Source organism: Acinetobacter sp. IRS14, from assembly GCF_034650275.1.
GTDB classification, from domain to species: domain Bacteria; phylum Pseudomonadota; class Gammaproteobacteria; order Pseudomonadales; family Moraxellaceae; genus Acinetobacter; species Acinetobacter oleivorans.
Genome location: NZ_JAOVFN010000002.1, coordinates 138,634 through 154,921, shown reverse-complemented (window position 1 = coordinate 154,921; position 16,288 = coordinate 138,634). Strand labels below are relative to the sequence as shown.

Sequence of the window (16,288 nt, the reverse complement as noted above, 5' to 3'; positions counted from 1 at the left end):
TTAGTACTTAAAGTTAATCGCTAAAACAGCATTACGGCCAACACCTTCAAACGCATAGTGAGCAGGGTGAGCACTTGTGAAGTAGCGCTTATCAGAGATATTGTTAATGTTAAGCTGTAAATTTACGTTCTTGTTGACGTCGTATTTAGCCATAGCATTGTAAATGGTATAGGTTGGTAAATACTTATCTTCAAGCATCGTTGTACCCGTGTTTGTATTAGTGAACACTTTGTCACGATACTCAGCACCTGCACCAACTGTTAATTTAGGCAAGATTCTATAAGTTGACCACAATGTTGCGCTATTTTTAGCTACAAATGGTAATGGTTTACCTTCTTGAGCAACTGCGTTGTAAGCCGCTTTTGTAAGTTCGCTGTCTAAATAGCTATAACCAGCTGAAACTTCCCACTTATCAGTCACTTTACCGTTGAAACCAACTTCAAATCCGTCAACTTTACTTTCGCCAGCATTAGTTGAAGTGTTGGCATCTATAGCGATGCGAGTATTTTGCTTCTCTGTGCGGAAGATTGCAGCAGTTAAGTTTGCACGGTTATTAAATAGGTCCCACTTTGTACCTATTTCGAAAGTACGTGCTTTTTCTGGGTCTAAATCATTTGCTTGTTGCGAAGATGTAGATAGTGCATCTGCGCCGTCACCTTGGTCTACGCCAACTGGGTTAGCAGAAGTTGCAAAGCTTGCATAGACACTGCCATTTTCAGTTGGTTTATAGACTAGACCAGCTTGATAAGAGAAATAATCACTGTCGTTTTCAAATTTCTGACCAGCTGCAATGCTTACATCATTTGAATAATTGCCGTTAGCTCCACCCACTGTTTTATAAATGTTTTTATTATATTTACGTTCAGTTTCAAATTTATCCCAACGTACGCCCAAATTTAAAAGCCATTGAGGGTTAAATTCGATGCTATCTAAAGCATATAAAGAAACAGTACGACTGCGGGTTGTATATTGATTGGTGATGCTACCTAAAGTATCGGTAAATGCTCCATTCATTGGATTATTTACTGATGTACACCAACCATTCGAAAGAGCACTGCTCGCAGGGCAGCTTGTATTGTGTACAGTTGAGGTTGTACCAGAGCCATCTGTAAAAGTGTAAACACCTTGGCTTGATTCTTGATAGCTCCACTCAGCACCTGTATTGAAAGAGTGCTTAAGTGAGCCAGTATTAAATTTCCCTTTTAACGCAAGCTGGTCACTATATGCATCAGTATCTACAATACGACTTAAAGCACGACGAACAATAGTACCATTTTTGGTTACATTACCTTTTGAGTCATCTGCGTTTGTATAGATGTAATCTGATTTAGATTTTGTATATGACATCGTATTTGACAAAGTTAAATCATCAGCAAGATCTTGCTCTAATTTAAATGTACCAATGTGGTTTTCACGCTTATCAAAATCACGCTCTTTCCATCCATAATATGTGCCTTGTTTTACGTCAATTGGTTTTCCACCAACAGGAAGAAATGGAATACCTGCATCTGGTTCATCATTACTACGTAAATAGTAGTAGCTCAGTGTTCCACGAGTTGCAGTATCTAGGCCAAATGCAAGACTTGATGCAATACCGGCACGAGCATATTCAGCACCATTATTTGTACCAGCTTTTTCGTTTTCATGGCCCATAACCACTACACGACCAGCGACTCCGTTACCAAAGTCTTTGTTTGCATCGAGTTGGATATGACGATAGTTGTCAGTACCACCTTGAACGCTACCTTGGTAAACGTCACCTTCATGAGCAACTTTAGGGATTAAATTAATACTTCCGCCTACACCGCCGCCGCCGCCGAGAGCAGAAGAAGAGCCTTTAATGACTTCAACTTGTTCGATGGCAAACATATCGCGATTTTGAGAAGTAGAATTACGAACACCATCAACGTAGACAGATGATTGAGCACTATAACCACGGATGTAGGGCATATCTGTAAACGGCGTACCACCTTCACCTGCACCTAACGTAATACCAGGTTCATAGCGTAAAGCTTCGAGTAGAGTATTAGAGTTTGTATCTTTAATTAATTTTTGAGAAAGAATAGAGACTGATTTTGGCGTGTCTTTAAGAGGAGCTACTAGTTTAGAGTTGGCTGACTGATCTACTTTTAAAGATTCTTCTTGAGTCGCCTGAGTATGAATCGTTGGTAATTGTGAAATTGCTTCTTGTGCCATGACTGTTGTTGCAATCATTGATAACGAAGAAGCAATCGCAGAAGAAACAATTTTTTTACGTGTTCTAATCAAAGACATGACTTCAGGACTCTAAAACTAAAAGGTTATGCGAATAATAATAATTCTTATTTATGTGTACAGTTTGTGTTAATTGGATTTGCCAATTGAATTATGAAGAAAAAGTGAATGATTGAATGGTGAATTGTATATTTATTTAGCTAATCTACTGATTCTTAGTAATTGTTTGTAAAAGCGATTAAATTTAGATTTTGATTGTAATTTTAGATTTATGAAGAATAACTAAAAAATTAGTTTCACTTAAGGTCTTATGAAAAATATTTAAAGAATCATAAAATTACTGTGAAATTTACGACAATAACGAGGCTAACTTAAATGAAGTGATCGGTTAATTTTGTATATCTTGAAAGTTGTCATATAATACAGCACTTTTAAAAAAACTGTTCCTACTCACTAATTTTTATCGAGGAAGCCATGCAAGTAACGACTGAAGCGGTTTCGGGCGTTGCCCGTCGTTTAAATGTGTCTGTACCGACGAGCCGTATTAACGAGCAATTTGAAGCTCGTTTGAAACGCACTGCCAAAACTGTGAAGATCAACGGCTTCCGTCCAGGTAAAGTACCTGAAAACGTTGTTCGCCGCGAATATGGTGCAGGCATTTATCAAGAAGTTGTAAATGACATCATTCGTGATAGCGTTTTTGAAGCAATTCAACAAGAAAAAATCAATGCGGTAGGTATGCCGAACATTGATAAAGTTGAACATAAAGAAGATGCTTTAGTTTTTGAAGCGACTGTAGAAGTTTATCCAGAAGTTGCAGTACAAGCATTCGACGGTTTAGAAGTTGAACGTAAAACAGCTGAAATTAAAGATGCTGACGTTGATGCTATGATCGAAAACTTGCAAAAACAACGTCAAACTTGGGCTGTTACCAAGGGCATGGCGAAAAAAGACATGCAAGTGACTTTTGACTTTGAAGGCACTATCGACGGTGAAAAGTTTGAAGGCGGTTCTGCTGAAGACTTTAAACTCGTATTAGGTTCAGGTCGTATGATTCCTGGCTTTGAAGACGGCATCGTTGGTATGAAAGCTGGTGAAGAGAAAGTAATTGATGTTACTTTCCCAGAAGACTACCAAGCTGAAAACTTGGCTGGTAAAGCAGCTCAGTTCAAAATCACTGTGAAGCAAGTTGAAAAATCAAAACTTCCAGAAATTGATGCAGAATTCTTGAAAATCTTCGGTGTAACTGAAGAAGAGGGCGTTGAGAAATTAAAAGCTGACGTTCGTAAGAATATGGAACGTGAAGTTCGCAATGGTTTACGTAACCAAGTTAAACAAGCTGCTTTTGATGCACTTGTTGCTGCGAACGAAGTTGAAGTTCCAACTGCAATGGTTGCTCAAGAAATTGACCGCCAACGTCAACAAATGGTTCAACAATTCACTCAACAATTTGGTGGTGCAGGCGCGCAATCTTTTGACAAGAGCATGCTTCCTGACGAATTGTTCAAAGAACAAGCAGAGCGTTCTGTTAAGCTTGGCGTATTGGTAAGCAAAGTTTTAGCTGATGCTAAACTTGAAGTTGACCAAGCTCGCGTTGATGCTTACATCGACGACATGGCTTCTTCTTACGAAGATCCAACTGAAGTGATTGAATACTTCAAAAATGATGCTCAACAACGTGCTCAAATCGAAGCAGTTGTATTAGAAGATCAAGTTGTTGATCACATCTTAGCTGGTGCTAAAGTGACTGACAAAGCTGTATCTTATGATGACTTATTGAAAGAACAACAAGCTCGCCGTATGGGCTAATCTTTTTAGAAGTTAGAAAAAGGCGCTTAGGCGCCTTTTTTGTTTTTCTTTATGTGGTCAATTTGAGTGCGACATTAAGTACTTAGGTATAAATAATATAATATTTCAGTGCGAACCTTTTGCAATTTGAGAAATTATCCCGCATATTGTTGCCATAGGTTAAGTCACAAAAAATTTAGGAATAAATAACGTATGTATGTTCCAACAATTGAAAATGCTTTAGTTCCTGTTGTGGTTGAACAATCTTCTCGCGGCGAACGTTCTTTTGATATTTATTCACGACTTTTACGTGAGCGCGTCATTTTTTTAACAGGTGAAGTTGAAGACAACATGGCAAATCTAATTGTTGCCCAAATGTTGTTTTTAGAAGCTGAAAACCCTGATAAAGATATCCACCTTTATATCAACTCTCCAGGTGGATCTGTGACAGCGGGCATGGCTATTTATGACACGATGCAGTTTATTAAACCTGATGTCGTCACATATTGTATGGGTCAAGCTGCTTCAATGGGTGCATTCTTATTAAATGCTGGTGCTAAAGGCAAACGCTATTGTCTAGAAAATGCCCGTGTCATGATTCACCAACCATTAGGTGGTTTCCGCGGTCAAGCATCGGATATTGAAATTCATGCGCGTGAAATTCTATTTATTAAAGAACGTTTAAACCGCTTAATGGCAGAGCATAGTGGTCAAGACTACGAAACTGTTGCTCGTGATACTGACCGTGATAACTTTATGACAGCACAGTCTGCTAAAGAATATGGTTTGGTTGATCAGGTGTTAAGTAAGCGTCCATAAGGACCTTATTATATAAATAACTTGAGATGTTGAAAAAGATCTCCATTTAGTTATTTATGCAGTGCATCTTGCCCTAATATTTAAGATTCTATTTGTGGAGTGAATATGTCCGAACATCCTCAAGGACAAAAACATTGTTCATTTTGCGGTAAAACGCAGTCTGAAGTCGGGAAACTGATTGCAGGTGAGGACGCATATATTTGTAATGAGTGTGTGGATGTCTGCTTAGACCTTGTACAAACCAGCCAACAGGTTGAAGCAGGGGACTGGGCGAGTAAGGCATTGCCAAAACCACATGAAATACGTGCTGCGCTTGATCAATATGTAATTGGTCAAGATCTTGCCAAAAAGACATTATCTGTTGCGGTTTATAACCATTATAAACGCCTAAAAGTTGGTCATAATGGCCATGTGTCTAAAGAAGTAGAAATTGCTAAAAGTAATATTCTATTAATTGGACCTACAGGTTCGGGTAAAACTTTACTTGCGCAAACATTGGCTCGCCTTTTAGACGTTCCATTTGCAATGGCAGATGCAACGACATTAACCGAAGCTGGTTATGTCGGCGAAGATGTTGAAAATATTGTACAAAAGCTTTTGCAAAAAGCAGACTACGATGTAGAGAAAGCTCAGAAGGGCATTATCTATATTGACGAGATTGACAAGATTACTCGTAAATCTGAAAACCCGTCAATTACTCGTGATGTTTCTGGTGAAGGTGTACAACAAGCATTGTTAAAAATGATTGAAGGTACAGTGGCTTCTATTCCTCCGCAAGGTGGACGTAAGCATCCGCAGCAAGAGTTTATCCAAATTGACACTTCGAATATCTTGTTTATTTGTGGTGGTGCATTTTCTGGTTTGGAAAAAATTGTACAGCAGCGTCAAGAGAAAGGCGGTATTGGTTTTACAGCTGATGTTAAAAACAAAGATGAAACCAAAAAACTTGCTGAATTGTTCCGTCAGGTTGAACCAACCGACTTAGTGAAATTTGGTTTAATTCCAGAATTCATTGGTCGTTTACCAGTGATTGCGACACTTGAAGAGTTGGATGAAGAAGCATTAATGCAAATTTTGACTGAGCCAAAAAATGCATTAACTCGCCAGTATCAATATCTTTTCACTATGGAAAATGTTGATCTGATCTTTGAAGATTCTGCATTGCGTGCTATCGCGAAGAAAGCACTTGAACGCAATACTGGTGCACGTGGTTTACGTTCTATTATGGAGAACGTGCTGCTTGAAACCATGTATGATTTACCAAGTCGTACTGATGTTGGGACAGTCATTATTAATGAAGCAGTCATTAATGGTGAAGCAGAACCTGTTTATAAAGCAGAGCGTCAACCTAAAGAAGCTGCAACGCATGAAAGTGTTGCTAAGGCAGATTTAAAGGTTATTGATTCGAAGTCTGCATAGAGATTTCATTCATCTAAAAAGCATGAATCGCGCGAGTGATTCATGCTTTTTTTGTTTTCAATTTATGTGCGTGGTGTTAATCTTAAAAATACAAAATACGCATAGTTTTGCGTTGTAAAAAATAAATCAAAAACAAAACGCTTTGAGGGATGCCATGCGTTATTTAATCGTATCTTTGTGCTGTGCCGGACTGTTTGTGGGCTGTCAAAGTTCATCTCATTTAGAAAAAAATACGGGTGAATTGACTGCAACCTTACCTAAAGTTGATGTTGAAAAAGAACCTGGTTTATTTGATCAATATCATGTGGGTGGTTTTGCTGTAGGTGGTTGGGTTAATCAAAAATTGGGTCAGACTTTTGTTCCAGTCAAACCACAAAATCAACAAGCTGCTGTTGTTTATCTTTACCGACCAGACACGAAATGGAATCGTCAGGAAATTGCGGCGATAAATCTCTTTGTGAATGGCAAGCGCATTCCGAGTCTATTACATAATCATTATTACTGGATTGAATTGCCGGCAGGAACTTATCGTCTTTCTGCGAGCCGTCCTTTATTGGGTATTCATTTTCAAGAACCGAAATATATTGATATCAATGTTGAGGCGGGAACGTCTTATTATTTGAAATATGATGAAGAGAACAAAATGGACCGTGGCGAACACACTGGCCCATTTATGTTAATGCAAGACAATATTGGACGTAGAGAGATAGCATTTACTGAGCTTAAATCTTCTAGCTACAACTTTGTGGCTGAAGATGCTTCAGGAAAGATCCGTCATAAACCACAGGAATTAAAGCCAGCCAAATATGATGAAAAATCAGATGTACATCTGATTAAGCCATTTAAATTATGGAATCCTTTAACTTGGTAAGGGCCTACAAAAGATAAAGAAAAGTTAAGGCTTTTCTTTATCTTTCATGAGTGGGGCAAGAATTTTAAGCATCTCTTCTTGCATATGATCCCTTGCTTTAGGGTCATTAAAGGTCTGTTGTCCTAACTCCATCATATATTCTGAAATTTGTCCCATAATTTGCACATTTTTACGTGTAATTGATTGGCCTTCGGGAGTTTTTAAAAATTTCAGATTAGCCTGAACTTCCTCTTCAGTATAAGTCTTTAGGTAAATATCCTGTAAAGCTTGAGCGGTTTTTGGGTTGCTAATGAGCTGATTGCTCGAATCTTTTAGAAGAGAACCTAACTTCTTCGCGGCCTCTTTTTCTTTTGGACCTAAAGTTTTGATACCCGTGATATTACTAACGATCTGTTCTGCCTGTTGATTATAGTAAGGCGTTAATTCATTAATTGATTCTTTAAGTAGGTAATCAATTTGGCTCATTTGCATGAGTTCTTTGACTGAACTTAATTTGGCAGGAGAAGCAAATAAGCTTGTTGTAATACAGCTTAAGCAGAGACTGATTGAAAGATTTTTAAGAATAGGGCGAATAGTCATGAAATGACCTATATTCAATATATGGCGAGAGAGTGCATTTATTAATAGCACAGATTGAAGAAGTAATTGTTACAATTCTTTTCAGATTTTAAAATAAAAAAAGAATGCAAAAAAAAGCACCGAATTCGGTGCTTTTCTTGATTAGCCAGCTGCTGCATCGACTACTGGAATTTTTCCAATTTTCGCTTGCCAGATTTTTGGAGCTACTGCGTGAATTGAAGTACCGTTTACATCAACTGCAACAGAAACAGGCATATCTTCAACTACGAATTTATAGATTGCTTCCATGCCTAAGTCTGCAAACGCAACAACTTCAGCTTCGCGAACAGCTTTAGATACGAGGTAAGCCGCACCACCAACTGCCATTAAGTAAGTTGCTTTGTTGTCTTTGATTGCTTCAATTGCTGTAGGGCCACGATCAGCTTTACCAATCATACCGAATAGACCAGTATGTTCGAGTACTTTACGTGTGAATTTGTCCATACGTGTTGCAGTTGTAGGACCAGCAGGACCAACGACTTCATCACCTACTGGATCAACTGGGCCAACGTAGTAAATAAATTTACCTTTAAGATCAACTGGTAATTCTTCACCGTTGTCGATCATTTCAACCATACGTTTGTGCGCAGCATCACGACCTGTGTACATTGTTCCGCTAAGAAGTAATGTATCACCCGGTTTCCAAGAATCCATTTCTTCTTGAGTAATGGTATCAAGGTTTACGCGCTTAGATTGTGAAGAGTCCCAAGTTACTGAAGGGTAGTCTTCAAGTTTTGGTGCTTGAATATGAGCTACACCTGTACCATCAAGCTGGAAGTGAGCATGACGAGTAGCAGCACAGTTAGGAATCATACCTACTGGTTTACCAGCAGCGTGACATGGGTAGTCTTTGATTTTAATATCAAGAACAGTCGTTAAACCACCAAGACCTTGAGCACCAATACCAAGTGCGTTTACTTTTTCAAAGATTTCGATACGAAGTTCTTCGATTTTGTTCTCTGGTCCACGGCGAAGTAATTCGTCCATGTTGATTTCTTCCATGAGTGCTTCTTTAGCAAGCATCATGGCTTTTTCAGCAGTACCACCAATACCAATACCGAGCATACCTGGAGGACACCAGCCTGCACCCATTGTTGGAACAGTTTTAAGAACCCAGTCAACAATCGAGTCAGATGGGTTAAGCATTGCAAGTTTAGATTTGTTTTCTGAACCGCCACCTTTAGCAGCAACAGTAATATCTACTTTATTACCCGGAACGAGTTTGTAGTGAATTACAGCAGGGGTATTATCTTTTGTATTTTTGCGACCAAATGCTGGGTCAGCAAGTACAGATGCACGAAGAACGTTGCTGTTTTCAAGGTAACCTTGGCGAACACCTTCGTTTACCGCATCGTCTAAGCTCATTGTTAAATCAAATTTAACATCTAAGCCCACTTCAAGGAAAACGTTAACAATACCAGTGTCTTGGCAAATTGGACGATGACCTTCCGCACACATGCGAGAGTTAATTAGAATCTGTGCAATTGCATCCTTTGCGGCTTTGTTTTCTTCGCGATCATAAGCACGGCTCATCGCTTGGATAAAGTCTTGCGGGTGATAGTACGAAATAAACTGTAGGGCGTCCTTGATCGATGTAATCAAGTCATCTTGTTTGATAATCGTTGTCATACCAGAAAATCTCTTGAGCGGGCTGTTAGCTAGCGGGCTAAATTATATGACAAAAAGACAGTGTTGTGGGAGATTGGTTGATCTTTTGACCGAAAGTCGCATAAGAACATATTGAAGTGATTTAAATTTCAGAAATCGGAAAATTATTTATTTTTGAATGACTAAAATAAAAAAAGCCATTTGAGCGGACATCAAATGGCGAGAGGTAGTAAAGGTTAAAATTATATTAATTATTTGGCAGCTGCTTGCTGTTCTGCCTGAATTGCGGTTAATGCAATGGTAAAGACGATGTCATCTACCAATGCTCCACGAGACAAGTCATTAACAGGCTTGTTTAGGCCTTGCAGCATTGGTCCAACGCTCACAACATTTGCAGCACGCTGTACTGCTTTGTAAGTGGTATTACCCGTATTTAAATCTGGGAAAATAAATACATTTGCACGGCCAGCGACGCGTGAGTCTGGTGCCTTTTGTCGTCCCACACTTTCAACTGAAGCTGCATCGTATTGAAGTGGACCATCAATCAGTAAATCAGGACGACGTTGCTGAGCAATTTGAGTTGCTTGCTGTACTTTTTCAACATCTGCACCTGTTCCAGAAGTACCAGTTGAGTAGCTGATCATGGCAATACGTGGGTCAATCCCAAAAGCTTTCGCTGAGTCAGCCGACTGAATTGCAATTTCAGCAAGTTGCTCTGCGGTTGGATCTGGATTAATCGCACAGTCACCGTAGACATAGACTTCATCTGGTAAAAGCATAAAGAAGATTGATGAAACCAGTGAATAATCAGGGGCTGTTTTGATGAGCTGAAATGCTGGGCGAACCGTATTTGCTGTGGTGTGTACCGCACCTGAAACTAAACCGTCGACTTGATCTAAGGCTAACATCATGGTGCCAAGCACAACAGTATCTTGAAGCTGTTCTTTCGCTTGAAGTTCGTTGAGTTTACCTTTACGTAGCTCAACCATTGGTGCAACGTATTGGTCACGAATACTATCAGGGTCAACAATTGCCAATTCAGCAGGTAATTCAATACCACGTGCTTTTGCAACATCCTGTACGACATCTGGTTTAGCTAGCAAAATACAGTCAGCAATACCACGTGCCTGACAAATTGCTGCAGCTTGTATGGTGCGCGGTTCATCACCTTCAGGTAGTACAATTCGTTTTTTCGCGGCAATCGATTTTTGTACCAGTTCATGACGGAAAGCCGATGGCGACAGGCGAGGGGTGGCAGCATTGTTGCTGTGCTGTTTAAGCCATTCAACATCAATATGACTTGAAACAAATCGGGTCACTTGCTCAGCACGTTCAGTATCATCTGTTGGAATTTCATTACCAAAATTAGATAAACGCTGAGCGGTTTCAAGTGTGTTTAAACGGGTATGTAAAATCGGCAACCCTTGTTTAATCGCACTTTGACAAAACTCTAAAAGCTCGGGTGCTGGAGCTTCTCGTTCTGTAAGTACTAAACCCGCCAGAGGAATACCATTACTAGTTGCTAAACTACTTGCGAGTAAAACGTCGGTACGCTCAGATGCGCTAATAATCAATTCGCCTGCAATAAATTTATTCAGTTCATATTCAATGCTTGAAGCAATTAAACTCGAATGCAAAATACGACGTGTTTTTGCTTCACCTTGATGTACCCATTGCCCATCAATGACATTTGCAATATCGAGAGTTCTTGGCACGCTTAGCGTGTTACTAAATGGAACCAAACCAATAATTGGTAAATCGCTAGAGCCAAAATAACGATTATATTTTTGCAGTTCGGTCGTAAATTTTGCGATTTCTTCAGTCGGTCGTAACGATGGATCAAACGCAACAGGAATTTGTGCTGTTTCTTCAGTTAATCCACGGGTACGCATAAAGAGTACACCAGCAGTACGATTTGAAACTGCGCCGCCAAATTGACGTAAATGAGCATCTACTTTTTCTGCGGCTTTTTTCGGATTTTGAATATCTGCTGTGCTGACCAACACGACTTCTGCATCAAGTGCTTGTGCAAGACTTGCGTTGAGTTCACTGGCGAAGTGGTCTTGTCCGTTAGGTAATAAGCCTTCCACAATAATGACATCGTGGTCTGCTGCAACGCTACGGTGAAGACTAACAGCTTCTTCAAGTAATTCATCTACTTCCCCAGCGGCAATAAGCTGAGTTAATTTTTCATGCGAAATAGATTGAACAGTTTTACTTTGAAATAGATGACCAAATAATGAAGTGGTTCGGTCAAGATGCTCTTGGTCTTCTTGAGAAAATGGTTTTAAAAAGCCTGCTTTAATCCCGTTACAATCAAGTGCGTAAATCATGCCTAAACAGGCAGAGGTTAAGCCAACCCCTTCGCCTGTAGGAATCAATAAAATTGTATTCATATAAACCTATAAATAAATATCGAGTTTTCGCTGAGCTCTAATTAAGCAAGGCTTGCTACAGATACTGTATTTTCTGCCGCTTCAACAACTTGACGAGTTTCTTTAGCAATACGACCTTCTTCATCTGTTGGAATAACCCAAATTTGAGGACCAGTTCCATTGTCGATTCGGCCTTCAGTGCCACGTTTTAAGTTATTGTTTTGATCTTTATCAAGCTGCAAACCAAAATGAGGTAAATAAGCTAAAGTTTTTTCACGAATATAAGCTGAGTTCTCACCAATACCACCTGTGAAAATTAAGCCGTCTAAAGTTGGTAAGCCACAGCTTAATGCAGCAAGTGATTTTGCAAGGCGATAGCTAAAGACTTCAATTGCAAGACTAGCATCTTCGTTACCATTTTCAGCAGCTTCAATCACTGTACGCATGTCATTAGACAGTTGAGATAAGCCTAGTAAGCCACTTTCGTTATTTAAAACTTTATCAATTTTTGCTAAATCCCAACCGAGGTTTTTCGCAAGGAAGCTATGTAAGCTTGGGTCGACGTCACCACTACGTGTTCCCATCACCACACCTTCAAGTGGAGTAAGGCCCATAGAGGTGTCAACACTTTGTCCATTCCATACTGCGCAAGTTGAACTGCCGTTTCCTAGATGTGCTGTTAACCATCCACCTTTTTTCAGGTTGCCTGCGAGCTCACTTGCTTTGTCAGACACATAAGCATGGCTCGTACCATGGAAGCCATAACGGCGGACATTGTGGTCAGTATATAAAAACTTAGGAATTGCATAACGGTATGCATGCGGTGGCATGGTCTGATGGAATGCAGTATCAAATACGGCAACTTGAGGTAATTCAGGAAATAGGCGTACGGTTGCATCAATACCAATTAAATGTGCTGGGTTATGAAGCGGAGCCAAAGGCGTTGCTGCACGAATACGTTCAATAATTTCAGGAGTGAGTAATTCTGCTTTGGTTAAACTACCACCGTGTACAACACGATGTCCGATTGCTTGCGGTTTGTAGTTGGCAAGACGTGCAAGTAAAGTTTCTAAAGCTTTGGCATGGTCAGCATAAGGAATTGAAAGTTCCAGTGGTTCACCACCAACTGTAACTCCCTTAATACGAGCGTCAGCTGCCCCCAAGTTTTCTGCTAAACCGTAAATACGGTCTTCACGACGCTCTGAAACCAGTGCGTATTTAATAGATGAAGAGCCGCAATTGATAACTAATACTGATATAGCCACGTTGAAATACCCAAGTCCTGATTTAAAATAGTTTTCCTAACTTCCTGTTCAAGATGTATTATTTTTTTCATACAGATTGAACGGGTTGTCATGTTTTAACATGCGTTGTTTTTCTGTCCAAGATAGACTTTAGCCCATTAGACTTAAGCACTATCGACCATCAAATTATTTGTAACTAATATTTGTCCAGTATAAAGCTTAACCACTGTATTCCTTGTTTTTTTATATGCTTAGAAACGAGTTTTTTGTATATATTTATGAAAAAACAAACCCCAATGAAGGATGAATTTTAAATGGTAGAAACCAAACCTTTATTGAATAAGTGAGCTGGTTCTTTAAGTTAAATTTTAAGCATATATTACAAATAATATACGTAATTGAAATTAAGTTTTGATGGTATGAAGGGCGTTAAAAAAGAACCTAATATGGATTTATAAGTACTAAAAATTAGAATGAAAAGCTCATCATTTATATATTGTTAAATATATTTTATTATGTTGATTTACAATAAATTTACCGTATTTTTGAGATTTAGTTTAGCTGTAAATATACCTAAATATTAAATAAGTTTTTTGTCTAAAATATAAACTCGTTATGCCTTTAAAGCTTGTACTGAGGCAATTACAGCAGCATTGGCTGGGGTTGCATGTCGCTTTTTGCCTGAATAATATTGTTCATCCTTTTTTCAAATGATCATAAAAAATATATCATTTGGTCTATTTTTCTTTTCCGGCTTATCCGGTTGTACAGGAGCGTCCAGCATGGACTTGCCGAATCCAATATTGGCAAAAGTGACCGAGCGTGTAATCGCCCGTAGTCAAAAAACTCGTTCTGCATATTTACAACGTATTGAACATGCACAAGGCAAATTTCCTGCTCGTGGGGCACTTTCATGTGCCAATCTGGCTCATGGTTTTGCCAGCATGGATGACAATGAAAAATTAATTATTAAAGTAGGTCGTGAACCAAATATTGGTATTGTGTCGTCATATAACGAAATGTTGTCGGCTCATGCACCTTATAAAACATTTCCAGATTTAATTAAAACAGCCGCTCGTGAAAATGGTGGCGTGGCACAGTTTGCAGGTGGTGTTCCTGCGATGTGTGACGGTATTACCCAAGGTAATGCTGGTATGGAACTCTCATTGTTCTCTCGTGAAACGATTGCAATGAGCACAGCGATTGCATTGTCTCATAACATGTTTGACGCAGCTTTGTGTCTGGGTGTTTGCGACAAGATTGTACCAGGCTTACTCATTGGTGCTTTGCAGTTCGGCTATTTACCTACTATTTTTGTGCCAGCTGGCCCAATGACGAGTGGGCTATCTAACGATGAGAAAGCCAAAATTCGCCAGCAATTTGCAACGGGTCAGGTTGGCCGAGATGCTTTGCTAGAAGCTGAGTCAGCTGCTTATCATGGACAAGGGACTTGTACTTTTTACGGTACAGCCAACAGTAACCAGATGCTGATGGAAGTCATGGGCTTGCATTTGCCAAGCGCTGCATTTGTTCATCCTCACACACCATTACGTGATGCACTTACCGCAGAAGCTGCGATTCGTGTACTTGATTTAACAGTTGAGCGTGGAAACTACACGCCGATTGGTCATGTTGTTGATGAAAAAGCAATTATAAACGGCATCGTGGCATTACTCGCTACAGGTGGTTCAACCAACCATACTTTGCATTTGATTGCGATTGCTCGCGCTGCTGGCGTCTTGATTGACTGGGATGACTTCGACGAGTTGTCGGCTGTTGTTCCATTGCTCGCAAAAATCTATCCAAATGGTAAGGCCGATGTAAACCATTTCCAAGCTGCGGGTGGGGTTGCTTTCCTCATTCGTAACTTACTTGAAGCAGGCTTGTTGCATAACGATGTAACGACAGTGGCTGGTAAAGGTTTGCAGCATTACACCAAAGAACCGAAATTGATTGATGGTAAGCTCACTTGGGTTGATGGTGTGGTTCAAAGCCTTGATGACAAGGTTCTACGTAGTATTGATGAGCCGTTTCAACCAGATGGTGGCTTGCGTTTGATGCAAGGTCGCCTTGGTCGTGGTGTTATCAAGATTTCTGCTGTTGCGCCAGAGCACCGTAAAGTTAAAGCTCCAGCAATCGTGTTTGATTCTCAAGAAGCGGTACAAGCAGCGTTTGATCGTGGTGAGTTATACCGAGATTTTATTGCAGTTGTTCGTTTCCAAGGTGCACGTGCTAACGGCATGCCTGAATTGCATCGCTTAACGCCTGTGTTGGGTGTTTTACAAGATCAAGGTTTCCACGTTGCTTTAGTTACTGATGGGCGTATGTCTGGTGCTTCAGGCAAAGTTCCTGCGGTGATTCATTTATCTCCAGAAGCCTTACTAAATGGGCCGATTGCTAAAGTTCAAACAGGCGATATGTTGATTATTGATGCTGAGGCTGGCGTACTTGATGTTGAAATAGATGAGCAGACTTGGCAGTCGCGCCCTGTTGCACAGCCAGAACATCAGGCAGAAAACGAAGTTGGCTTTGGCCGTGAATTATTTGGTGTTTTCCGTGCTGCTGCTGCGCCAGCTGAACATGGAGCATCTGTATTTGGTGCATTGGTTGGTGAAACTTCACCAGAGCAGATTTGAGTCAAAGGAACTGAAAAATAATGATTAAAATTGAAGATATCGTCAAATTAGGCCCAGTCATTCCTGTATTGGCATTTGATTCTGCTGAGCAAGGTGAAGATGTATCACGTGCGTTGCATGCAGGTGGTGTAAAAGTCCTTGAAATTACATTGCGTACCGCTGCAGGTCTTGCTGCTATTGAGCGTGCGAGCCAATTGGCGGATGACATTGTGGTGGGGGTGGGGACGATTACCAAGCCAGAACATTGTGCTCAAGCTAAAAAAGCAGGCGCTCAATTTGGTGTATCTCCTGGTTTGACTAAAGATCTGCATTTGGCTGCACAAGATGCTGGCTTACCTTTATTACCGGGTGTGATGACACCAAGTGATCTGATTCAGGCGATTGAGTTGGGTTATGAGATTGTGAAGTTCTTCCCAGCTCAACAGGCAGGTGGAGTTGAGATGCTAAAAGCATTTTATGGTCCATTTCCAAACTTACGTTTTTGCCCGACTGGCGGAATTACGGCAGAATCAGCGCCAGATTTCTTAAAGCAACCAAACGTAGTGTGTGTAGGTGGTTCATGGTTAACGCCTAAAGCTGCTGTAGCTGCACAAGATTGGGCTGAAATTACTCGCTTAGCGCAAATTGCGAGTCAGTTGAGAGCACTGTAAATGTAGTCAATATTTATAAAAAATGAAGTGCATTCTATGTACTTTA

At 40.1% G+C, this 16,288-nt stretch carries 11 protein-coding genes and 1 pseudogene; 6 read left to right on the top strand and 6 right to left on the bottom strand.

The window, feature by feature from the left end; translation table 11 throughout:
- Positions 1-2,274 carry a TonB-dependent receptor gene (locus ODQ17_RS02955; protein WP_322901644.1) on the bottom strand — a complete coding sequence of 758 codons (2,274 nt, stop codon included), beginning with the start codon at positions 2,272-2,274 and terminating at the stop codon, positions 1-3.
- A gap of 414 nt (positions 2,275-2,688) precedes the next feature.
- Between ODQ17_RS02955 and tig the strand changes: the two genes are divergently transcribed.
- The 4 genes from tig to ODQ17_RS02935 all read left to right on the top strand — a co-directional run bounded on the left by tig (position 2,689) and on the right by ODQ17_RS02935 (position 7,111).
- The gene (gene tig / locus ODQ17_RS02950) at positions 2,689-4,023 is read left to right on the top strand and encodes a trigger factor (protein ID WP_004794757.1); all 1,335 of its coding nucleotides are present in this window, start codon (positions 2,689-2,691) and stop codon (positions 4,021-4,023) included.
- A gap of 192 nt (positions 4,024-4,215) precedes the next feature.
- Entirely contained in the window at positions 4,216-4,821 is a 606-nt protein-coding gene (gene clpP, locus ODQ17_RS02945; protein WP_003654845.1) for an ATP-dependent Clp endopeptidase proteolytic subunit ClpP, read from the top strand.
- A gap of 105 nt (positions 4,822-4,926) precedes the next feature.
- On the top strand, positions 4,927-6,240 hold the full coding sequence (gene clpX, locus ODQ17_RS02940) for an ATP-dependent Clp protease ATP-binding subunit ClpX (protein ID WP_005302193.1): 1,314 nt from the start codon (positions 4,927-4,929) through the stop codon (positions 6,238-6,240).
- Between the two features lie 154 nt (positions 6,241-6,394).
- Positions 6,395-7,111 carry a DUF2846 domain-containing protein gene (locus ODQ17_RS02935; protein WP_198307484.1) on the top strand — a complete coding sequence of 239 codons (717 nt, stop codon included), beginning with the start codon at positions 6,395-6,397 and terminating at the stop codon, positions 7,109-7,111.
- Positions 7,112-7,135: 24 nt separating this feature from the next.
- On the opposite strand, the gene ODQ17_RS02930 is transcribed toward ODQ17_RS02935, so the two are convergent.
- From ODQ17_RS02930 to ODQ17_RS02910, 5 genes and pseudogenes are all read right to left on the bottom strand, one after another.
- A complete protein-coding gene (locus tag ODQ17_RS02930; RefSeq protein ID WP_322901642.1) occupies positions 7,136-7,690 on the bottom strand; it encodes a DUF2059 domain-containing protein in 555 nt (184 codons plus the stop codon).
- Positions 7,691-7,831: 141 nt separating this feature from the next.
- Positions 7,832-9,358, bottom strand: coding sequence for a fumarate hydratase (locus tag ODQ17_RS02925; protein ID WP_002115045.1), 1,527 nt, complete (start codon positions 9,356-9,358; stop codon positions 7,832-7,834).
- Between the two features lie 230 nt (positions 9,359-9,588).
- Entirely contained in the window at positions 9,589-11,733 is a 2,145-nt protein-coding gene (gene pta, locus ODQ17_RS02920; RefSeq protein ID WP_322901640.1) for a phosphate acetyltransferase, read from the bottom strand.
- A gap of 41 nt (positions 11,734-11,774) precedes the next feature.
- Entirely contained in the window at positions 11,775-12,977 is a 1,203-nt protein-coding gene (locus ODQ17_RS02915; protein WP_322901638.1) for an acetate/propionate family kinase, read from the bottom strand.
- A pseudogene (locus ODQ17_RS02910) lies at positions 12,959-13,079 on the bottom strand (hypothetical protein). Before ODQ17_RS02910 ends, ODQ17_RS02915 begins: the two are co-directional and overlap by 19 nt.
- A gap of 659 nt (positions 13,080-13,738) precedes the next feature.
- Between ODQ17_RS02910 and edd the strand changes: the two are divergent.
- A complete protein-coding gene (edd, locus tag ODQ17_RS02905) occupies positions 13,739-15,592 on the top strand; it encodes a phosphogluconate dehydratase (protein WP_322901637.1) in 1,854 nt (617 codons plus the stop codon).
- Positions 15,593-15,612: 20 nt separating this feature from the next.
- Entirely contained in the window at positions 15,613-16,242 is a 630-nt protein-coding gene (eda, locus tag ODQ17_RS02900; RefSeq protein WP_005302210.1) for a bifunctional 4-hydroxy-2-oxoglutarate aldolase/2-dehydro-3-deoxy-phosphogluconate aldolase, read from the top strand.
- Positions 16,243-16,288 lie beyond the last annotated feature (46 nt).